We start from the raw sequence: 23,183 nt of genomic DNA, 5'->3' as shown, positions 1-23,183 counted from the left end.
GAAATGATGGAACAGAACAATCATGTCGCTGAAATAGAACAAACCGAATTGCATATTCGTGATATATTACAACCGTATTTGAAACGTTGGTATTGGTTTATAGGTAGTGTTATCATACTGGTAATGCTAGCTTATTTATATCTTAGAAAACAAGTTCCTGTATTTGAGGTCGCCTCTACAGTGCTTATTAAAGATTCCAAAGCTAATAATGGAGGCACTCAGGATTTTGCTGTATTGAGAGATATTTCGGGTATAGGAAAAATAGGTAGTAATGGAGTAGAAAATGAGATGGAACTATTCAAATCCAAAAAGCTCATAAGAGAAGTTGTCAGAAGTTTAGGGCTTGAATCAGATGTTTTTCAGAATGATTTAAAACATGAACTTTATGGCAAAACATCTCCTGTAAAGATAAGAATAATTCAGGAAAAAGAAACTTCAGCAAAAGTATATAGATTATTGAATTTAAATATTAATGGTGACCAATTGGAATTGGGTGGAGAGGGGATACCGACTATTCATACTACATTTAACAAAATAATTAGTTTGCCATTTGCTAATATAATGATATTGAAAAACGAGGAGTACTCGTCTAGTAATAAAATTAATAAATTATTGTTGGATATTTCTACTCTTGCAAATAAGACAGATAAATATCAGGGCGCACTTAGTGTAACTTTAATAAATAAAGATGCAACAGTGATTAAGTTAGCTATGAATTATAGTGAAACCCAAAAAGCAAAAGCTATTATCAATAAGCTGGTTCAGATATACAATGAAGATGCAATTACGGATAAAAATACAGAATTTAGTAATACCGCAAAATTTATAGATGAGCGTATAGCTCAAGTGGGAAAAGACTTAGGAGATGTTGAGGGTGAAAAACAAAAATTTAAGCAACAAAATCAGATTTCAGATATAGAAACTGAAATTAAATTAGGATTACAAACAAATGTAGAATCTAAAAGTAAAGAGCTAGAAGTTAATGCTCAATTAGAACTTACGGATGCTTTATTGGGATATGTTTCAAACCAAAATTCATATCAAACACTTCCTAGTAATGTTGGGTTGAGTAATCCTTCCGCTACAGCTAATGTCGCTACTTATAACCAATTAGTATTAGAAAGAAATAGATTACTGGAAAGTGCTACTCCTGAAAATCCATTAGTAGTGGATGTTACAAAACAGATTAACAACATTCGTGTTTCTGTAATACAAAGTTTACAAAAAAATAGAACAGGACTTCAATTGGCAAAAAATGGTTTGTCGTCTGAGCAAAATAATATTTCGGGTAAAATTGCTAAAGTTCCAGCCCAAGAAAAGCTTTTCAGAAGTATTGAAAGACAACAACAGATAAAAGAGACATTATATTTGCTTTTATTACAAAAAAGAGAAGAAACTGCAATTTCTATGGCTGTTACTGCTCCTAAGGCTAGAGTTGTTGATGAAGCATATATCGGTTTTCAAGTTGCTCCAAAATCAATGGTTATTCTTTTGTCTGGATTTGTGATAGGATTAATATTACCTGTATTAATTATTTATCTTCAACAATTACTTAATAATAAAGTAAAAACAAAACATGATCTTGAAAAACTAACACACGGAAAACCAATTATTGGAGAAATCCCAAGTATGGAAAGAGGGCAGGATGAATTGGTAAAAATGAACGATCTCTCCCCGATGGCAGAATCTTTCAGAATATTGATTACGAACATGAATTTTATGTTCCCCAAAAATATTAAGAAGGGAAGAACAGTATTCGTAACATCTACCGTGAAGGGGGAAGGAAAGACCCATATTTCTGTTAATCTGGCATTAACTATGGCAACTCCTAAAAAGAAAATAGTCATTATCGGTTCGGATATAAGGAACCCTCAGTTACAGAGATATAATACTGCTAGAAAAGGTTTGGCAGGACTTACGGAATTTCTGTATGATGATCACGTTTCCATAAAAGATATTATACATCAAAGTGCGTTTAATCCTTATTTAGATGTAATATTTTCTGGAAGTATCCCGCCAAACCCTACAGAATTGCTATCTAATGGAAGGTATGAAGACCTTCTTGCGGATTTACAAGGTACTTATGATTATATTATTATAGATACGGCACCATTGATGTTGGTTACAGATACCTTACTTATTTCTAATATGGCTGATGTTACTATTTATGTAACAAGGTCTAAACATACTGAAAAATCCTTGATTGATTTTGCTAATAAGCAGATAGAGAGCCATAAGATAAAGAATGTTGCTTTTGTACTGAATGATGTGAATAAAGAATACTTTGCTTATGGAAATAAGTATGGATATGGTTATACAGTAGATAATAAAAGCTTTTTTGATAAAATAAAAGGCATTTTTAAAAACAAATGATGAATACACTGGAAAATTATAAAATTGCAGTAATCGGACAAGGTTATGTTGGACTTCCGTTAGCATTGGAGTTTTCAAAACACTTACCTGTTTATGGTTTTGATATTAATGAAAAAAGAATAGAAGAACTTAAAAACGGTGAAGATCATACACTAGAAGCTGATTCTGTAGAAATAAAAGAACGTTTACAAAACGTTTCTGAAAGTAATTTTAAAAAAGGATATATACCTTCTTGTTCCCTGGAAGAAATCGCAAATGCAAACGTATATATTGTAACGGTTCCAACGCCGATAGACAGATTTAATGCTCCGGATCTTACTTTATTAATTAAAGCAAGCAAAATGCTTGGAGAAATTCTCAAAAAAGATGACATAGTTATCTATGAATCTACTGTTTATCCAGGCTGTACAGAAGAAGAATGTATCCCTGTATTGGAAAAAGAATCAGGATTAAAACTGAACGAAGATTTCTATGTAGGATACTCTCCGGAAAGAATAGTTCCGGGTGATAAGGTAAATACACTTGTTACAATAAAGAAAGTGACTTCTGGTTCTACACCTGAAATTGCAGAAAATATAGATCAGTTATATAAATTGATCATAAAAGCAGGGACTCACAAAGCACCAAGCTTAAAAGTTGCTGAAGCTTCAAAAGCTATTGAAAATGCGCAAAGAGACGTTAATATTTCTTTTGTAAATGAACTGGCTTTAATATTTGACAGAGTGGGTATAGATACTCATGATGTTTTAGAAGCGGCGGGTACAAAATTCAATTTTTTAAAATATCGTCCCGGTTTAGTTGGCGGACACTGTATTTCTGTTGATCCTTATTATTTGGCTCATAAAGCAGTACAATTAGGATATCATCCTCAAGTCATTTTAAGCGGACGAAGAGTGAATGATATGATGCCGGAATTTATTGCAGGCAAAGTAGTAAAGTTGATGATCCAGAAAGGAATTCAGATTAAAAATGCCAATGCTTTGATTCTTGGAGTTACTTTTAAGGAAAATTGTCCGGATATCAGAAACACAAAAGTGGTGGATATCTACACAGAACTTCAGCAGTATGGACTAAATGTAGATGTTTACGATCCTTGGGCAGATAAAGAAGAAGTAAAAGCCGAATACAATTTGGAAACTCTTGAAAATTTAGTAACAGACAAAAAATATGAAGTTGTTATTTTGGCGGTTTCTCATAAAGAATTCAAAGAGCTGGATATTGCATCTTTAAAAAACGACGAATCGGTATTATTTGATGTTAAAGCATTTTTAGATAGAGATACCGTGGATGCAAGATTGTAATCTGCAAAAATAATATGCTACTATTGTAGGTTTTTATAAAATTTGCTGAAGTTGTACATATTTCAATTGAATTTTAAATATATCTAGAAGATACCAATGCTTGAAAGGAAAAAATTAGTCAGAAATGTAGCCTCTTTGGGAATTATACAAATTGTAAATTATGTATTTCCATTGATTACCGTGCCATATGTTTCTAGAATTATTGGTCCCGACGGATATGGTATCGTTAATTATGCAGCTGCATTTATCGGATATTTTACGCTTTTAATAGCATATGGTTTTGATCTTACTGCTACAAGAAGGATTTCACAGAATTCGGAAGATAAAGAATACATTAATACTATAGTTTCAGAAGTCTTTACATCAAGGATCATTTTATATTTAATTTCATGTATACTTTTTATAGTTTCGATTTATTTTTTTAAACCTATCCAGAAAGATATTTTTATAGCCGTTATATTATTTATTGGATGCATATCTACAGTAATATCACCACAATATATTTTTCAAGGACTTCAGGAACTAGAGATCTTCGCAAAACTGAATTTTGTAAAAGGTATTATTAATACAGTATTGGTATTTGTCTTAATAAAACAAAGTTCAGATTATTTTTGGATACCCCTTCTATCGACAGTTTTTTTAATTCTTATTAATATATTTCTTTTTATATATGCTGCAAAAAAATTTAATGTAAAATATAGATTAGTTTCTTTTAAAAAAGCTTTTGAACTGATTATAAATGAAAGAATGATTTTCTTCTCTACTGTAGTTATCAGTTTATATACCTCTACTAATACAGTTGTTCTGGGATTTTTTGCAGATAATAAAGAAGTTGGTTATTATACAACTAGCCAAGGTTTTCTGAATATCGTTAATCTGATGCTTACAATTCCTCTTTCAACAGCTCTTTATCCTTTCATTGGTAAAGGTTTTTCTATATCGAGAGAACATGGGATAAATCTGATCAAAAAAATACTACCCATTGTTTTTTATTTAACTTTTTTTGCTTCGGTAGCTCTATTAATATTTGCACCGTTTTTAATTAAGCTTATTTATGGGCATAAATTTGATAATTCCATAGTTGTTTTAAAAATTATATCATTCATCCCTCTTATTGTTGGAATGTCTAATGTTTTTGGGATTCAGTTAATGTTAAATTTAGGTTTGGATAAAGTGTTTTTCAGAACCACTTTTATCGCTAGTGTTATTGGATTTATTCTTAACATTGTAATGAGTAAATATTGGGGATATATTGGAACTGCATGGAATTGTGTAATTATTGAATGCTTTGTAGTAATATTGATGTATTTTGCTTTAAAAAGAGAAAAGATCGAAATTTTTGAAGCTAATTATTTTAAGCCGAAACAAATTATTTTGACACTAAAAAATAGAAAAGAATAATAAATGAAAAAATATCTAATAATAGGATCAGGATTTTCCGGAGCTGTAATTGCAGAGCAGTTGAGCAAGAATCCAGAAAACCATATCACAGTTGTAGACGACAGAAATCATATCGGAGGAAATTGCTATACCGAAAGAGATCCGGAAACCAATGTGATGGTTCATAAATATGGACCTCATATTTTCAATACGGATAATAAAGAGGTTTGGGATTATATTCAGAATTTTTGTGAGATGGTTCCTTTTGTAAACCGTGTAAAATCTGTTTATAAAGGAAATGTGTATTCTATGCCTATTAATTTACATACAATTAATCAGTTTTTTAATAAAACGATGAAGCCTGAAGAGGCAAAAGTTTTCATAGAATCTATTGCTAAAAAAGATATTGAGGAGCCTCAGAATTTTGAAGAACAGGCTATGAAATTCATCGGGGAAGATCTTTATAAAGCTTTCTTTTATGGCTATACCAAAAAGCAATGGGGTTGTGAACCTACAGAATTGCCTGCAAGTATTTTAAAAAGATTGCCTGTAAGATTTAATTATAACGATAATTATTACGCAAATCCATATCAGGGAATTCCAAGAGACGGTTATACTGCAATTTTTGAAAAAATGCTTGATGCTTCGAATATTGAAGTAAAATTAAATACAAAATTTGATTCTTCATGGGATTTGTCGGAATATGATCATGTTTTTTATTCTGGACCGATAGATGCTTTTTTTGATTACAAATATGGAAGGCTGTCTTACAGAACCGTATATTTCGAAAAGTCGGTTACGGAAGGGGATTATCAGGGAAATCCCGTAATCAATTATGCAGATCCTGAAGTTCCGTATACAAGAGTGCATGAACATAAGCATTTCACTCCTTGGGAGCAGCATGATAAAACAGCATATTTTACAGAATTCAGTAAAGAAACTGAGGAAAATGATATTCCTTATTATCCAAAAAGATTAAAAGATGATATGGAAAAGCTTTCTTTATATGAAGACGAAGTAAAAAAAATGGATAAAATTTCTTTTGTAGGCAGATTAGCAACTTACAGATATATGGATATGCATCATGTGATAGGTGAAGCATTGGAATTAATAAAAAAAATATAATAATGAAAGTTCTTCAAATTTGTACCGGTTTTGATATTTCTTTTCATGGAGGAATAACAAATTATGTAAGGAATATTTCCAGTACAATGGCGGAAAACGGGCATGATGTCACCGTACTTTACTCAAAGGATAATAATGAGGAAAAAAATTACAATTTTAAAACACTCAATATTAATCCTATACTTAGACCTTTTCATCTGAGCAGTGTTATCAGCAATAGTGATATCGATTTATTAGAAAAAATAGTAAAAGATATTTCACCGGATATTATTCATGTACATATGATGATTGATTTACCGGTGAAAGTTTTGGAAGTTTTCAAAAAATATGCTAAAGTTGTTATATCTCTGCATGATTATTCTTACTTATGCAACAGAATCATCCTTTTGGATGGAGAAGGGAAACTATGTACAAATAGTAATGAAAACAGTAAGTGTAATTCTTGCATTTCATACGAAGAAACAATAGATAACCGATATATTTCTAAAGGAGTAAGAGAAGGATTAAAACTTTTGAAAATAAAAAGATTAGGAAATTCCAGTGGTCATCATGAGCGATTTTTAGAAGGACAAAAATTATTTAAAAATGTAGATTCTTTAATTGCGGTTTCCAGCAGGGTAAAAGAAATTTATCAGGAAAACGGATATGATAATGATTTATTTATTGTTAATCATATCGGAAATTATACCGCAGATGAAAGTTTTAGAAGTAATTTTACAGGAAGAGTAAAAAAAGATCCTTCCCAAAAATTAAAATTAGGCTTTATCGGAAATTTACATTTTCACAAAGGAGCCAATCTGTTTCTGAAATTAGTGGAAAACAGTGATCACGAATTTCATATTTATGGTGGGATAGATCCTACTGTGTTAGAAAAAATACAGTCAATGCCACATGTGTTTTACCATGGAAGATATCAACATAGTGATTTGGTTGATATTTTAAAGCAAATTGATTTGGGATTGGTATTATCAATCTGGGAAGACAATGCACCACAAGTTGTTTTTGAATTTTTGAACGCCGGAGTTCCTGTTATCGGAACGAAAATGGGCGGAATACCAGATTTCGTTAATGAAAATAATGGATTTCTTTTTGAAATCGACGAAGTCGGTATTGAATCTGTTCTAAAGTTGATGAATTCAGAAGAAATTTATAATTTATATAATAAAGTAATTAATACAATAAACGGAACGAAAACAGCTTCACAGCATATGGATGAGCTGATGAAAATTTATAATCAGATTTTATGATCAGGTTTTTAAAACTTTTAAATTTAATTCGCTCTAAAATAATCATGTTATTTAGACAATATCTTCAGATTATAGACTGGAGAATGTCTAATCAGCACAATACTACTACTTTAGGAAAACATTTTTCGGGTATAGAAAAAGTAAAAGTAGGGAAATATTCTTATGGTCAGCTCAATATTGAAGCCTATGATCATAAAGATGAAAAATTAATAATAGGAAATTTTGTAAGTATTGCCTCTAATGTTCGTTTTATTTTAGGAGGAAATCATCAAATTAATACTTTTTCTACATTTCCTTTAAAATCAGTTTTTATAGGGCATAGTCCTCAAGATGATTCGACAACAAAAGGTGCGATAGCAGTTGAAGATGAAGTATGGATTGGTGCAAATTCCATTATCATGTCGGGTATAACATTAGGTAAAGGATCCATAATAGCGACAGGAAGTGTAGTCACAAAAGACGTGGAACCATTTTCAATTGTCGGAGGAAATCCTGCTAAATTTATTAAATGGAGAATTCCCGAAGAATTGATTGAAGAAAGAAAAAAGATCAATCTAATTGATTTTGATATAGAATTAATTAAAAAAGAGAACAATATATTTTACAAAACACTGGATAAAGATATTTTAGATTCCATAAAAAAATTAAAGATCAAGTAATGCGGGTTTCCATTATCATCGTCAATTATAATACAAAAGTTATCACAAATAACTGCATAGATTCTATTATCTCGAAAACTCAGGATATAGAATATGAAATTATTCTGGTTGATAATGGATCTACAGACGGTTCCAAAGAACATTTTCAACAAAGGAAAGATATAAAATATATCTATTCAGAAGAAAATCTAGGTTTTGGTAAAGCTAATAATTTAGGTAATAAATATGCTTCCGGAGAATTTTTATTTATACTCAATTCTGACACGATTTTAATTGAAAATTCAATAAAAATTTTAAAAAATTTCTTTGAAAATAATGAAAATCAATTAAATATAGGAGTTTTGGGGGCTGTTTTATGTGATGAAAATTTAAATATGATTAATACTGCAGGTTCATTTCCTCAGATAAAATTTTATATTTCAGATTATTTGAATTTATTTTTTAAAACAAAATATAAAACCTACGAGAAAATCCATTTTGACGATATCACAAAAGTAGATATGGTGAGTGGAGCAGACATGTTTTTAAGAAAGGAATTATTTGATGAAGTACAGGGATTTGACGAAAAATTTTTTCTGTATTTTGAAGAAACCGACCTGCAGAAAAGGATCGCCAACTTATCCAAAATAAATTATATTACCAACCAGACAAACATTATTCATCTGGAAGGTGCAAGCTCCAAAGTAAATAATTGGAAAAGAAAGATTATACAGGACAGTCAGACACTATATTTCAGAAAAAATGATAGTCAAAATTTTTGGAAATATGCTTTTTTTGAGGTACTGTGCAGTCCTGTAAGATTTTTGAACTCAAATTATACTTTTAAGGAAAATATCAGTTTCTTTAAGAATAATATAAATAAGCTTTTATGAATATAGCCATTATAGGAAGTAAGGATTTTGACAGCCTTGAGTATCATATTCAGGATTCTCTAAGGTTTCTTGGGCATAATGTATTTCACATTGATGTAAAAGATGTTATTAAAATACCCTATAAATATAATTATTGGGCGACAAAATTTTTCCCTAAATATGATGAGCATGTATTTACTAAAATTGCAGACCGTATCATCGATCAAAAACCGGATCTGGTAATTGGAGTATATCGTTTTATTCACCCAAGCTGTATTAAGAAAATCAAAAAAGAGCTGAAAAATATAAAAGTGATCCACATCAATCCGGATGCGTTAACGACTTTTGAATATCAACAGATATTTGTTTCAGACTATGATGCTTATTTTACCAAAGATCCTTATATCGTTGATTTTATGAAGGGTAAAATGAATCTTAATGCACATTATCTTCCTGAAGCTTTTAATCAGAGAGTACACAAACCAACAGATAAAGACAGGGCAATACTGGAAAAAGAAACTGATATAGATGTTGTTACCTTCGGTACAATGTATCCTTATCGCGCCAATATGGTGAAAAATCTGGTTGATAACGGCATAAATGTGAAATTATTTGGAGTTCCGGACAGAAGATTCCCGCAAAAGGCAGTGGAAAATAATTTCACTAATGAATTTATAACGGGCGACAGAAAATCGGAAGTTTTATCGGGTTCAAAAATAGTATTTAATAATTTTCATTATGCAGAAATAGAGTCTGTAAATGTAAAATTTTTTGAAATTGCAGGAATTGGAGGCTTCCAGATTTGTGATTACAAACCGATTATTAAGGAATATTCTGTTATCGATCCGGAAAAATTTACCTACAAAAATATAAGTGAGGCTATAGAAAAAATACGATATTATATTGATAAGCCTGAAGAAAGGTATGCAATTTGCGAACAGCAGAGAGCTCATTTTTTAGAACATCATACCTACGAGAGAAGAATGCAAACAATGTTAGAAGTAATCAACTAATATGGAGATTTATTTTTTTACAATATTTTTCTTAATATTTTTTTCTGCTGTAGAAATAAATCTTAAAGACGTTAAAGGTTCAGGTGTTATTCTGAATACTTTAAAGTTTTTGAGTTTTGTAATGCTGGTTATGCAAATGGGTCTTAGATGGGAAACCGGAACTGACTGGATTCCTTATCTCAACCATTACGAAAATTTCAGAAATGAACAGAGATGGATAGGTTATAATAATCAACTGGAACTTGGATATGATTTTTTCGCCCATTTTTTTTATAAATATGTTTATGGATATTCAATATTTCTTTTTACAAATGCATTGATTTTTTACTTGTTGATTTTTAAAGCTTTAGATTTTTTTTCTAAATATTTCTTTATCACTTTACTTGTATTTTATTGTCTATTTATGGGTAATCTTGGAACTAATAGGCAATTGTTGGCACTAGGTTTAGGATTATATGCATTAACATTTTTATACAAAAAGCAATATATCTATTATTTTCTACTAATATTTATAGGATATTTCTTTCATGCAACATCTTTGATATTTATCTTTTTCTTTTTCATTAATCGTGAATTTAAAGGATATTTACTTCTAACGCTAGTATTAGCTTCAATTGCAATAGGTTATTCATCTATTCCGATATATATATTTGGATTTGCGGGCGGTATTAGTCAGGATGTAAGTAAAAAAGCTGAAATGTATGTAAAGGCTGCTGAAAATGAAACTGCAGTATTGTCCATATTTGGTCTTTTAAAAAGATTACTCTTTTTATTTTTATTTTATATTACAAGAGATAAATTACAGGAAAAAATACCTCAGTATAATTTTATATTTAATGGATATTTTCTTGGAATACTTTTTTATTTTATTTTCAGTAGGTCTTTGTTGGTAATGATTAGTAGGGGAAGTTTATATTTTAATGCAATGGAACCTATTTTAATAGGGTTTATTCTTTTATTAGTGGAAGATAGGAAAAAAAGAATGATATTATTAATTCCATTAGTTATTATTGCATTAATAGATTTTAATCAATCAATAGGAGCTTATAAAGATCTTTTTGATCCGTATAAAGGAATATTTTATAATGTAAATTATCGTAGATTTATTTATTAATGATAAGTAATATTATTATAAAACTAATTTTTTTAAACCATAAGTAAAGTAACAAATGATACTATTATTTGTATTCCTTTTGCTAAACCTTGCTTTTGTTAGTAACAAATTATTATTTACAAATAGAACAATAATTTTCATTATAGGTTTAGTATGTTGGTGGTTTTTAGAAAGCTTCAGATGGGAAAGTGGAACGGATTTTTATAATTATTATAATAATTTTAATGGACTTCAAATAGACCATATTCGAACAGATAGATTTGAATTGGGATATAATCTTTTAGTATTATTTTGCAGAGATTATTTACATTTTACATTTTACATTTTTAATTCGGTGTATTACGGTATAATATTTTTATTATATTTCTTTTCAGTAAAAAAAGTCATACAAGAACCCATATTGTTCTTATTTATCTTTTTTTGTTTTATTGTTGGATTGATGGGGAGTACAAGACAATTAATGGCTATATCTATTATGTTTTTTGCAACTATATATTTTTTGGAAAAGAAAAAATTGTGGTTTATTGTATGTATTGTATTAGCTGCTTTTTTTCATAGAACTATTATAGTCTGTTTAATCTTTATATTGTTCACTCACAATATCAGATATAAATACTGGCTTTACCTAATTATATTTGCTGGAATAGCACAAATTAGTGGATTGAACTCATTTATTATTGGAAAAACAATTTTAATTTTGCCTGAATCATTTTCTCAAAGATTTTCTAGTTATTTGTCTATGTTAGGAAATGAAAGCATAAATTTAAAAACCTATTCTTGTGGAATTTTTAGACGAGTTTTGCCAATAGTTTTATTATTTATATATAAGGACAAGTTGAATAAATTTGTAGAAAATAATATACTACAATATATCTTGAATATATTGTTTTTCTCGCTCTTTGCTTATATTATACTATCTTTTAATTTCACATTTATTATATCTAGAATTAGCATTTATTTTAATATTTTTGAAGCATTATTTTATGGATGGCTTATATCCATGTTCATTAAAGAAAAAAAATATATTTATGTTTTTGGACTGGTTTTATTTTTCCTGTTGTTAGGAGCCAAATATATTATGAGTTATCCACAATTATTTATACCATATAAAACCATATTTTTTACTCTATAATTATGAATATCCATTTTTTTGAAAGAAATCCGGCAGAATACCAAATAAGTATAGAAAAACTTTTTTCAGTTATAAAGGAAGAATTGGATAGGAAAAAAATTTTACATAAAACATTTATCAATCCTTATTCTCTTTCAAAAATTTTTAAAGCACTTGGATATTTTAAAAAAAATCAAGGAGAGATCAATCATATTACTGGGGATATACATTGGGTTTCATTAGTATTAGATCCCAAAAAAACATTATTAACTGTTCATGATCTTTCAGGTTTATATCAATATACAGGAATAAAAAAAATTATATATTATTTGTTTTGGGTGTATTTGCCTTTAAAAAAACTAAAATATATTACCGTAATTTCTGAAAAAACTAAACATGAAATTATTAAATTATTGCCTTCTATTGCACATAAAATTCACGTAATTCCTAATTGTATTACTATTGATGTTTTGCCTTTAAATTTCAAGGAAAATTTGAATGATACGAGAATTCTTATTGTAGGAACCAGATCAAATAAAAATATTGAAAGAGTTTTACAGGCTTGTAAATGTCTTGATGTTAGTATTTCTATTGTAGGAAAATTAGATCAAAACCAATTATCTATTTTAGAAAAAAATAATCAGCACTATACAAATTATATTAATATTTCTGATAATGAGCTGAAAAAATTATATGATGAAAATGATATATTATGTTTTCCTTCGACATATGAAGGATTTGGTTTACCAATATTAGAAGCACAAGCGCGAAATTGTATTGTAATTACTTCTGATCTTTCACCAATGAATAACGTTGCAGGAGATGGTGCATTTCTTGTGGATCCATATAGAACCGAAGATATTCGAAATTCAATAATAAAAATTATGTCCGATAATAATTTGAGAAAACAATTAATCTCAAAAGGGCATGAAAATGTAAAAAAATATACTCCTGAATTAGTAGTACAACAATACATCGAATTATATCAAAAAATGCTGGCAGAAAAATGATTCTTATTGATGCAATATATATAAATAACAGTGGTGGGAAAGTTCTCTTGGACTATCTGATTACCGAATTGGAAAAAACCGATAAGGAGATTTTTTATCTTTTGGATATAAGGATAAAAAACGAAGGATTAACAATAAAACCGACTAACAAGCTAGTTTATCTTCAATCTTCATTGTTGAAGAGACGAAGTTTTTATAAAGAAAATAAAGATAATTTTTCCAGCATATTATGTTTCGGGAATTTACCTCCCAATATCAGAACATCTGCCAAAGTTTATACTTACTTTCATCAGTTACTTTTTCTTGATCTGCCAAAAGAAATGTCTTTTATTAATAAAAAAATATACTATATCAAAACCCGTATTTTGAATAATTTGAAAAAAAATACCGATTATTGGATAGTTCAGACTGACTTGGTTAAAGAGAAACTTTCAAGAAAATATAAAATTTCTGAAAATAGCATTTTAACATTGCCGTTTTATCCTCCATTTGATTCATATATTGATGTGCCAAAAAAAGAACATCAATATATTTATGTAAGCAATGTAACGGTACACAAAAATCATGGAAGATTAATTGAAGGATTTATAAAGTTTTATAATTTACATAAAAAAGGTAAACTTATTTTGACAATTCCTTCTGAAGCAACAGAGATATTAAATATAATTAATGCTAAACAAAAAGAAGGATATCCCATTGAAAACATAGGTTTTGTTGAAAGAGAAAATTTGCAAAAGCTATACGCAGAATCAGAATATCATATCTTCCCATCACTTACAGAAAGCTTTGGATTAGGAATTGTGGAAGCTATAGAAAACAATTGTAAGATTATTGCTTCAGATTTACCGTATACTTATGCAGTGTGCAAACCCAGTCTTGTATTCGACCCTTTAGATATTAATTCTATAACTGATGCATTATCATTATCTTTGCAAAAAAATGCAAACAGTTCAGAATCAAAAGTTGATAATGAAATTAATAATTTAATTTCGCATCTATCTTAAAAATATAAATAATGGAAATAAAAAATAAAACTCTCCTTATTACAGGTGGAACAGGTTCATTCGGAACAGCTGTTTTAAGAAAATTCATCAATACAGATCATTTCAAAGAAATTCGCATCTTTTCCCGTGACGAGAAAAAGCAGGATGATATGAGAAATCAATTTAAAAGTGAAAAATTGAAATTCTATATCGGAGATGTAAGAGATTATAAAAGTATTGAACCTGCAATGAGAGGAGTAGATTATGTATTTCATGCAGCGGCATTAAAGCAAGTGCCTTCATGCGAATTTTTTCCTATGCAAGCTGTCAAAACTAATGTTGAAGGGACACAAAACGTAATCGACGCAGCTGCTGCAAATAATGTAAAAAAAGTAATTTGTTTAAGTACCGATAAAGCTGCGTATCCTATCAATGCAATGGGAATTTCTAAGGCTATGATGGAAAAAGTAGCTGTAGCTGCATCCAGAAATCTTGAAAATACAGTAGTTTGTCTTACAAGATACGGAAATGTAATGGCATCAAGGGGATCAGTAATTCCATTGTTTGTAAAACAAATAAAAAGTGGTGAAGAAATGACAATTACAGATCCTAATATGACAAGGTTTTTAATGTCTTTGGAAGAAGCTGTAGATTTAGTCTTATTTGCATTTGAACACGGAAATGCAGGCGATTTATTTGTAAATAAAGCTCCGGCAGGAACAATAGGAGATTTGGCACAAGCTTTAAAAGAAATGTTAAAAGCAGATAATCCAATAAAAGTTATCGGAACAAGACACGGTGAAAAACTCTATGAAACTCTTTGTACACGCGAAGAAATGATAAAAGCCGAAGATATGGGAGATTTTTATAGAATTCCTGCAGATAATAGAGATTTAAATTATGCTCAATATTTTTCTAAAGGAGAAGAGAAAGTTTCGAAAATAGAAGATTATCATTCGCACAATACAAAACAAGAAGATGTTGAAGGCATGAAAAAATTGCTTCTAAAACTTCCCTTGATAAGAAAAGAAGTTTTAGGAGAAGATCTAATGCAATATCCAGACTAGTATTTTATGGATCTGCCAGAAATTATTGAAGGGAGAAAACATTCTGATGAAAGAGGAAAACTATCTTTTAATAATAATTTTAATGCTTCTGCAATCAAAAGAATTTATACTATTGAAAACAATGAGATAGATTTTGTTCGTGGTTGGACAGGTCATAAGATTGAACAACGTTGGTTTTCTGCTGTTCAGGGAAGTTTTATTATCAGATTAATTAAGATTAACGATTGGGAGAATCCTTTAAATATTTTTGAAATATTAGAATTTAAACTTGTTTCTGATAAGCTGGATATTCTTCATATGCCGAAAGGTTATGTAAGTGCAATTCAGGCAAAAGAAGAAAACTCGAAACTTTTGGTAATGGTAGATCATGCTTTAGGGGAAATAAATGATGAATATCGTTTTCCTCAGGATTACTTTAAAAAAATATAATAATGAAAAAAATTGGAATTACCGGGCAAAACGGTTTTGTTGGCTCTCATTTATATAATACACTAAGTTTACAGCCAGAAAAATTTGAAAGAATATCTTTTGAAAAAGATTTTTTTGAATCTTCTGAAAAACTTGATGACTTTGTTAAACAATGTGATGTTATAGTTCATCTTGCAGCAATGAATCGTCATTCTGATCAGGAGGTGATTTTCAATAATAATATTGAACTGGTAAAAAAACTGACGGATTCTTTAGAAAGAACAAAATCAAAAGCACATATTCTTTTCTCATCTTCGTCTCAGGAGGAAAAAGATAATTTATACGGAAAATCCAAAAAAGAAGGAAGAGAATTATTTGCAGATTGGGCAAAAAAAAATGGAGGAACATTTACAGGAATGGTTATTCCTAATGTTTTCGGTCCGTTTGGAAAGCCGAATTACAACTCCTTTATCGCAACATTCTGTCATAAGCTTACCCATGGCGAAAATCCTGTTATCGATAATGATGGTGAAGTAAAGCTGATCTATGTCGGAGAACTTGTTCAGGAAATCATTAATCAGATTGATATTGCTGAAACGAATGAGCTGTATGAAGTTCCTCACACTTCTGTAAATAAAGTTTCGGAAGTATTAACAAAGCTTGAAAATTATAAAAAATTATATTTTGACAATGGTGAAATTCCTGTTTTGGAAAGTAAATTTGATCTGAATCTTTTCAATACATTCCGTTGTTATTTTGATATTAAAAATCATTATCCTGTAAAGTTTACACAACATACAGATCCAAGAGGTGCATTTGTAGAGGTTATTCGTTTAGGAATTGGCGGACAATGTTCTTTTTCAACAACGGTTCCCGGAATTACAAGAGGAAATCACTTCCATACAAGAAAGATCGAAAGATTTGCTGTTATAAAAGGTAAAGCGCTTATACAATTAAGAAAAATAGATACAGATGAAGTTTTAGACTTTTATCTGGATGGGAACGAACCTGCTTATGTAGATATGCCGATTTGGTATACGCATAATATTAAAAACATTGATGAAGAAGAATTATATACAATTTTCTGGATCAATGAGCCTTTTAATCCTGAAGATTCGGATACTTATTTTGTAGAGATATGAAAAAACTATTCTTTTGTCTGATCTTTATGATTTTTTCTACTCATAATGCTCAGAATTTATCAAATAATTTTTTATCCATTAAAAAATTTGGAAGCATTGGTGACGGTAAGACTTCAGATTCTGATAATCTTCAGAAAACAATTGATTTTGCCGAGAAGAATTCTATAAAAACAATTGTAATTCCAGACGGAAAGTATTTGTTGGATAAACCATTGGTTTTTAGAAAAGGAGGAATTCAACTGGTAGGAACCGGTGCGTTACTAAGAGAAGAAGGATGGGCAAAACAGAATAAAAATTTTGCTAATGATGAACCTTTCATTGGATGTACTTTAATAATTCCTAAAAATTCAGCAGGAATAATTTTTGAAAAAACGGTAGCAGATCCTGTAAGGATTTCAAATATCCAGTTTCTTGCAAAAGACGGCAGAACTCAGGGAAATACAATCGGCATAAAATTTCAGTCGGAATTTACAGGTCCTACATGGCCATTTATTGTAGAAAGATGTAATTTCAGAGGATTTAATTACGCTGTGAAATTCGAATCTGCAAACCAATATAATGTTGCCTTTGTGCAATTTCTCCAAAATGCTTTTTCTCAGAATGATGAATGCGTTTATTTTTCAGATTTACAAGATGGCAAAGTTTCACCGGCAGGGGGAAGAAATTTAACATGGGGATTTACTTTTCAGAATAATTCCTGTCACGATAATTCCAGAGTTATACGAGGCGGATTTTCCAAAGATCCTGTAAATATCATTAATAATAATATGGAAGGCAATATTCCATATGCAAATGGGAATAAACCTTCTAATATTGTTGATATTGAAATAAGTCATTGCACAGTTAATTTTGAAGGAAATCATTTTGAAAGTGTTATTTCAGACTGCGTTTCGGTATCCTCCGCTTTCATTAAAAGTGACGGAACTTATTCGGAATATTCCGGCAAAACCACAGGAAGCGAAAAAAACAAAATTTTTATAAAAGGCAATAATTTTGACGGAATAAAAGATTATAAACCTTACATTATTAAGTCAATGATGATTTATAATTATGATCCTTATAATTTGTATATAGATGAATGTGATGTAAGACAAAATGATTCCAATATTTTAAATCAGTTTTTATCAGACAGAGCTATTTTATACGGTACAACATTAAAAACACCGACAGGGAAATACGAAAGTTCTTATAAAGTACTTAAAGACTTTAGTGGAATAAAATCTGTTAAAGCAAAGACATCAGGAAGCGTCAATATTCTTAATCCTTATCCAAAACTAAATTTTGTAAGGGTTAATAAATCATCAGGACTATTTGGAAATACTTCCGAAACAATAGATACTAATGCAAATGATAAAATTGCAGGAGTTTCATTTATAGTAAATAATCCTAAAGTATCAGATTTTTTGGGAGTAATTATTTTCGAAATTTCGGAGGATAACGGACAGACTTATAAACAAGCATATATGTCTGGAACTTATGGTACAAATATAGGTTTTACTACTATTACTGCATTTATCCCTACAAATGGTAAAAAACTAAAAATTAAAGCTTCGCTTGCTACAGATGTTTTGGGAGATACTGATATCTTTGTGGCAGATAATTTTACATTATTCACTATAAAATCATCATTACAGGTTCCTGCAATTCCTGTATTTGAAATCAAATAAATTATGAAAAAATTAAAAGTAATGACGGTAGTGGGAACACGACCGGAAATCATTAGACTATCAAGAGTATTATCAGCTTTGGATGCTTCTGAAGCTGTTGAACATATCATCGTTCATACAGGACAAAATTATGATTATGAACTTAATCAGATTTTCTTTGAAGATTTAGGACTTCGTAAACCAGATCATTTCTTAGAAGCTGCAGGAAAAACAGCAACAGAAACTGTTGGAAATATTTTAATTAAAATAGATCCTCTTTTGGAAGAATTACAACCCGATGCATTTTTAGTGTTGGGAGATACCAATTCGTGTCTTTGTGCAATTCCTGCAAAGAAAAGACAGATTCCGATTTTCCACATGGAAGCGGGAAACAGATGTTTTGATCAGAGAGTTCCAGAGGAAACGAACAGAAAAATTGTTGATCATACATCAGATATTAATTTGACGTATTCTGATATTGCAAGAGAATATCTATTAAGAGAAGGACTTCCTGCAGACAGAATTATCAAAACAGGTTCTCCAATGTTTGAGGTTCTTAATCACTATCTTCCTCAGATTGAAAGTTCAGATGTTTTGAGCCGTCTTAATTTGGAAGAAGGGAAATATTTTGTAGTGTCATCTCACAGAGAAGAAAATATTAATTCTGAAAAAAATTTTAATGGATTAATTGAAAGTCTTAATGCCATTGCCGAAAAGTTTGGTTTTCCAATCATAGTTTCAACACACCCAAGAACAAGAAATATGATTGATAAAAAGAATGTGACTGTAAGACCTGAAATACAATTCCTGAAACCATTGGGTTTTCATGATTATAATGCTTTGCAAATGAGAAGTTATGCTGTGTTATCAGATTCAGGAACAATTTCTGAAGAATCGTCTATATTAAATTTTAGAGCATTAAACATTAGAGATGCTCATGAAAGACCGGAAGCAATGGAGGAGGCGTCTGTAATGATGGTTGGTTTATCACCTGAAAGAATTTTACAGGGATTAGTCCAGCTTCAGCAACAAAAAATTGGAAAAGAAAGAAACTATAGAACAGTTTCGGATTACTCTATGCCAAATGTTTCTGAAAAAATGGTAAGAATTATTCTAAGTTATACAGATTATATTAATAGAGTTGTCTGGAGTAAAAGATAAATGATGAATATACTGTTTCTTACTTTAGTAAAAATAGATACATTAAACCAACGTGGGTTATATCATGATTTGATGCGTGAATTTTCTAGTCACGGTTATCATCTTTATATTGTATCACCCTCAGAAAGACGTGAAAATCAAAAAACAAGCATAAAAACTGAAGGTAATACAAAGTTTCTGAATGTAAGAACGTTAAATATCCAAAAAACCAATTTTATTGAAAAAGGAATTTCCACATTATCAATAGAAAAGCTGTTTTTAAGAGCTGTAAAAAAATATTTCTCTGATGTAAAATTTGATTTGATAATCTATTCTACACCTCCAATTACTTTTACAAACCTTATTAAGTTTATTAAAAATAGAGACAATGCAAAAACCTATTTGCTATTGAAGGATATTTTTCCGCAAAATGCAGTAGACATGAAACTTATTTCTAAAAAAGGTGTTTTATACAAATATTTCAGAAACAAAGAAAAGGAATTATACAATATTTCTGATAAAATTGGATGTATGTCTAAAGCAAATGTTGATTTTGTCTTACAACACAATTCTTTTATTCCAAAAAACAAAATTGAGATTAATGCTAATTCGATAGAAGTACAGGACTTTAAGGAATTATCAGATTTAGAAAGAAATAGTATTAAAGCAAAATATAATATTCCCTTAGATAAAAAAATCTATATATACGGAGGGAATTTAGGAAAACCACAAGGGATAGATTTTCTGATTGAGACATTAGATGCTAAAAAAAATGACGGAAAAATATTTTTCATTATTGCAGGATCAGGTACAGAATATGGAAAAATAAAAAATTGGACAGATACTGTTCAACCAAAAAATGTATTACTGATTTCAGTTTTACCTAAAAATGATTATGATCTTTTGGTTCAGACTTGTGATGTAGGCTTAATCTTTTTACATAAAGATTTTACGATTCCGAATTATCCCTCAAGACTGCTTTCATATCTTGAGTACAAAATGCCAGTAATTGCCGCAACGGATAAAAATACGGACATCGGGCTGGATATTGTAAATAATAATTGTGGCGCATCAGTTTATTCAGGTGATATTAATGAAATGATTGAAACATTAGATCTATTTAGTAAAATGGACTCACAAAAATTTGATCAGATGAGACAGAACGGCTGGAATTTTCTTGAAAAAGAATTTCAGACCAAAAAATCTTATGAAAAAATAATAAATTCGTTGAACTAAATAAGAACACAAAGTGTATAAAAATTTTTTCAAAAGAATTATTGATTTTTGTTTGGCGTTAATAGGCTTTTTAGTATTGAGTCCAGTATTTATTATTATAACGATAGGACTATATTTTACAAATAACGGTAAACCTTTTTTCTTCCAGAAAAGACCTGGAAAAAATGGGAAAGTTTTCAGTATTATTAAGTTTAAAACAATGACTGATAAAAAAGATTCCAGTGGAAATCTATTGCCGGATGCCGAGAGAGTAACACCTATTGGAATATTTGTGAGAAATACTTCTTTGGATGAAATTCCGCAGTTGCTAAATGTAATAAAGGGAGATATGTCAGTGATTGGACCTCGACCGCTTTTGGTTCGATATTTACCAATGTATAATGAGCATCAAGCTAGAAGACACGAACTAAAACCAGGAATTACCGGTTGGGCGCAAGTAAATGGAAGAAATGCGATTTCTTGGAAGCAGAAATTTGATTTTGATGTTTGGTATGTTGATAATGTATCATTTGTTGTAGATTTAAAAATTATTTTTTTAACGGTAAAAAAAGTGTTTTTAAAAGAAGGTATATCTGCAGACGGTCATGCAACGACAGAACCTTTTAAAGGAAATTAAAAAAAACAGCTATGTATTTATTTGGGGCAAGTGGACACGGAAAGGTTGTAGCAGATATCGCTATTGAAAATGGTATTGAAATAACTGCCTTTATTGATCATGATATGAATAAAACAGAGTGTTATGGTTTTCCTGTTATTCATAAAATAAGTGATGAAAAAAAAGCTTTAGTAATTACAATAGGGGACAATGCTATTAGAAAAACAATTGCAGAAGAAGCGGTCAACAAAATAATAAAGCTTATTCATCCAAGATCCATAATTTCCAAAACAGTTAAGATTGGAAAAGGAACTGTAGTGATGGGAGGAGTTACAATTAATTCAAGTAGTATTATTGGAGAACATTGTATTATTAACACAAACTCTTCCATTGATCATGAATGTTGTATTGAAAATTTTGTACACATATCACCAAATGTAGCTTTAGCTGGTAATGTTTACATAGGTGAAGGGTCACATATTGGTATTGGAGCGACTCTGATTCAAAATGTTAAAATAGGAAAATGGTGTATAATTGGTGCAGGTGCTGTTATTTTAAAAGATGTTCCCGATTATTCGGTCGTTGTTGGGAATCCAGGGAAAATAATAAAAAATATAAATAATTCTTAAATAACATAAATGAATAACAAAATCTGGTTATCCTCACCACACATGGGAGGTAACGAACAAAAATATATCAACGAAGCTTTTGCTGAGAATTGGGTAGCACCTTTAGGACCAAATGTAAACGGTTTTGAAGAAGATTTGGAAAAATTTTTGGGAGAAGACGCAAAAGTTGCAGTTTTATCTGCGGGAACAGCTGCTCTTCATTTGGCTCTGATTCAATGTGGAGTAGGACATGGAGATGAGGTAATCTGCCAATCGATGACATTTTCTGCGTCTGCAAACCCAATAGCATATTGTGGAGCAACTCCCATTTTCGTTGATAGTGAACCTGAAACATGGAATATATGTCCTGCAGGATTAAGACAAACGATCGGAGAGAGAATTCAAAAAGGTAAAAAGCCAAAAGCAATTATTGTAGTGCATCTTTACGGAATGCCAGCAAAGATGGACGGGATTATGTCTATTGCCAACGAATTTGAGATCGATGTTATTGAAGATGCAGCAGAAGCTTTAGGTTCAAAATATAAAGGTCAGATGTGCGGAACGTTTGGTCGTTTTGGAATTTTAAGTTTTAACGGAAATAAAATTATTACAACTTCAGGAGGTGGAGCTTTGGTTTGTCATACACAGGAAGATAAGGATCAAACTGTTTTTCTTTCTACGCAGGCAAGAGACAATGCACCTCATTATCAGCATTCTCACATTGGTTTCAATTATAGGATGAGTAATATCGTTGCTGGAATCGGAAGAGGTCAGATGGAAGTTTTAGATAGTCGTGTAGAAGCAAGAAGACACATGCACGATTTTTATGTAGAACTTTTTAAAGATATCGACGGTGTTACTGTATTTTCAGAGCCTAATACAGATTTTTATTCCAATCACTGGCTTTCTGCAATTGTTGTTAATCCACAAGAAACAGGAAAAACTCGTGAAGAGCTAAGAATGGCTTTCCTTGAAGATAATATTGAATCTAGACCGTTATGGAAGCCGATGCATTTACAGCCGGTTTTTGAAAATGTACCATTTTATGGAGGCGGAACTTCTGAAAAATTATTCAATAACGGGTTGTGTCTTCCTTCAGGTTCAAACCTTAGAGATGAAGATAGAGCAAGAATTGCAAAAATAGTTAACGATTTTTTCGGGAAATAATTTGGTG

The 23,183-nt window shown here is 30.2% G+C and carries 21 protein-coding genes; all 21 read left to right on the top strand.

Annotation, left to right across the window (positions count from 1 at the left end):
- Positions 1-6: 6 nt before the first annotated feature.
- Positions 7-2,373: a GumC family protein gene (locus ABD940_RS04170; RefSeq protein WP_425550354.1), complete on the top strand. Its 2,367-nt coding sequence runs from the start codon at positions 7-9 to the stop codon at positions 2,371-2,373.
- A complete protein-coding gene (locus ABD940_RS04165) occupies positions 2,370-3,674 on the top strand; it encodes a nucleotide sugar dehydrogenase (protein WP_345200501.1) in 1,305 nt (434 codons plus the stop codon). Before ABD940_RS04170 ends, ABD940_RS04165 begins: the two co-directional genes overlap by 4 nt.
- Before the next feature lie 96 nt (positions 3,675-3,770).
- The gene (locus ABD940_RS04160) at positions 3,771-5,075 is read left to right on the top strand and encodes a flippase (RefSeq protein ID WP_345200500.1); all 1,305 of its coding nucleotides are present in this window, start codon (positions 3,771-3,773) and stop codon (positions 5,073-5,075) included.
- 3 nt (positions 5,076-5,078) lie between these two features.
- On the top strand, positions 5,079-6,179 hold the full coding sequence (glf, locus tag ABD940_RS04155) for a UDP-galactopyranose mutase (protein WP_345200499.1): 1,101 nt from the start codon (positions 5,079-5,081) through the stop codon (positions 6,177-6,179).
- A gap of 2 nt (positions 6,180-6,181) precedes the next feature.
- Positions 6,182-7,426, top strand: a complete 1,245-nt coding sequence (locus ABD940_RS04150; RefSeq protein WP_345200498.1) for a glycosyltransferase — start codon at positions 6,182-6,184, stop codon at positions 7,424-7,426.
- A 44-nt stretch (positions 7,427-7,470) separates the two neighbouring features.
- Positions 7,471-8,085: a CatB-related O-acetyltransferase gene (locus ABD940_RS04145; protein ID WP_345200497.1), complete on the top strand. Its 615-nt coding sequence runs from the start codon at positions 7,471-7,473 to the stop codon at positions 8,083-8,085.
- Complete coding sequence (locus ABD940_RS04140) at positions 8,085-8,957, top strand: glycosyltransferase family 2 protein (protein WP_345200496.1); 873 nt, start codon at positions 8,085-8,087, stop codon at positions 8,955-8,957. The genes ABD940_RS04145 and ABD940_RS04140 overlap by 1 nt, the downstream gene beginning before the upstream one ends.
- Complete coding sequence (locus ABD940_RS04135; protein WP_345200495.1) at positions 8,954-9,949, top strand: CgeB family protein; 996 nt, start codon at positions 8,954-8,956, stop codon at positions 9,947-9,949. The genes ABD940_RS04140 and ABD940_RS04135 overlap by 4 nt, the downstream gene beginning before the upstream one ends.
- 1 nt (position 9,950) lies before the next feature.
- Positions 9,951-11,063, top strand: a complete 1,113-nt coding sequence (locus ABD940_RS04130) for an EpsG family protein (RefSeq protein ID WP_345200494.1) — start codon at positions 9,951-9,953, stop codon at positions 11,061-11,063.
- Positions 11,064-11,118: 55 nt separating this feature from the next.
- Positions 11,119-12,195, top strand: coding sequence for an EpsG family protein (locus ABD940_RS22885; protein WP_425550350.1), 1,077 nt, complete (start codon positions 11,119-11,121; stop codon positions 12,193-12,195).
- 2 nt (positions 12,196-12,197) lie between these two features.
- Complete coding sequence (locus ABD940_RS04125; protein ID WP_345200493.1) at positions 12,198-13,184, top strand: glycosyltransferase family 4 protein; 987 nt, start codon at positions 12,198-12,200, stop codon at positions 13,182-13,184.
- Positions 13,181-14,188, top strand: coding sequence for a glycosyltransferase (locus tag ABD940_RS04120; RefSeq protein WP_345200491.1), 1,008 nt, complete (start codon positions 13,181-13,183; stop codon positions 14,186-14,188). Before ABD940_RS04125 ends, ABD940_RS04120 begins: the two co-directional genes overlap by 4 nt.
- Positions 14,189-14,199: 11 nt before the next feature.
- On the top strand, positions 14,200-15,234 hold the full coding sequence (locus tag ABD940_RS04115; protein ID WP_345200490.1) for a polysaccharide biosynthesis protein: 1,035 nt from the start codon (positions 14,200-14,202) through the stop codon (positions 15,232-15,234).
- 6 nt (positions 15,235-15,240) lie between these two features.
- Complete coding sequence (locus ABD940_RS04110; RefSeq protein WP_345200489.1) at positions 15,241-15,663, top strand: WxcM-like domain-containing protein; 423 nt, start codon at positions 15,241-15,243, stop codon at positions 15,661-15,663.
- A 2-nt stretch (positions 15,664-15,665) separates the two neighbouring features.
- A complete protein-coding gene (locus ABD940_RS04105; protein ID WP_345200488.1) occupies positions 15,666-16,784 on the top strand; it encodes a polysaccharide biosynthesis C-terminal domain-containing protein in 1,119 nt (372 codons plus the stop codon).
- Positions 16,781-18,451, top strand: a complete 1,671-nt coding sequence (locus ABD940_RS04100) for a glycosyl hydrolase family 28-related protein (protein ID WP_345200487.1) — start codon at positions 16,781-16,783, stop codon at positions 18,449-18,451. Before ABD940_RS04105 ends, ABD940_RS04100 begins: the two co-directional genes overlap by 4 nt.
- Before the next feature lie 3 nt (positions 18,452-18,454).
- On the top strand, positions 18,455-19,591 hold the full coding sequence (wecB, locus tag ABD940_RS04095) for a non-hydrolyzing UDP-N-acetylglucosamine 2-epimerase (RefSeq protein ID WP_345200485.1): 1,137 nt from the start codon (positions 18,455-18,457) through the stop codon (positions 19,589-19,591).
- Entirely contained in the window at positions 19,592-20,806 is a 1,215-nt protein-coding gene (locus tag ABD940_RS04090; RefSeq protein WP_345200484.1) for a glycosyltransferase family 4 protein, read from the top strand.
- Positions 20,807-20,819: 13 nt separating this feature from the next.
- Complete coding sequence (locus tag ABD940_RS04085) at positions 20,820-21,422, top strand: sugar transferase (RefSeq protein WP_345200483.1); 603 nt, start codon at positions 20,820-20,822, stop codon at positions 21,420-21,422.
- A gap of 11 nt (positions 21,423-21,433) precedes the next feature.
- On the top strand, positions 21,434-22,030 hold the full coding sequence (locus tag ABD940_RS04080; RefSeq protein WP_345200482.1) for an acetyltransferase: 597 nt from the start codon (positions 21,434-21,436) through the stop codon (positions 22,028-22,030).
- 9 nt (positions 22,031-22,039) lie between these two features.
- Positions 22,040-23,176, top strand: coding sequence for an aminotransferase class I/II-fold pyridoxal phosphate-dependent enzyme (locus ABD940_RS04075; RefSeq protein ID WP_345200480.1), 1,137 nt, complete (start codon positions 22,040-22,042; stop codon positions 23,174-23,176).
- The last annotated feature ends 7 nt before the right edge of the window (positions 23,177-23,183 follow it).

Origin of the sequence: Chryseobacterium ginsengisoli, from assembly GCF_039542325.1 — a bacterium.
In the GTDB taxonomy this organism is placed as follows: Bacteria; Bacteroidota; Bacteroidia; order Flavobacteriales; family Weeksellaceae; genus Chryseobacterium; species Chryseobacterium ginsengisoli.
The sequence above is the reverse complement of the archived record's forward strand: the minus strand, read 5'-3'. Positions and strand labels throughout refer to the sequence as shown.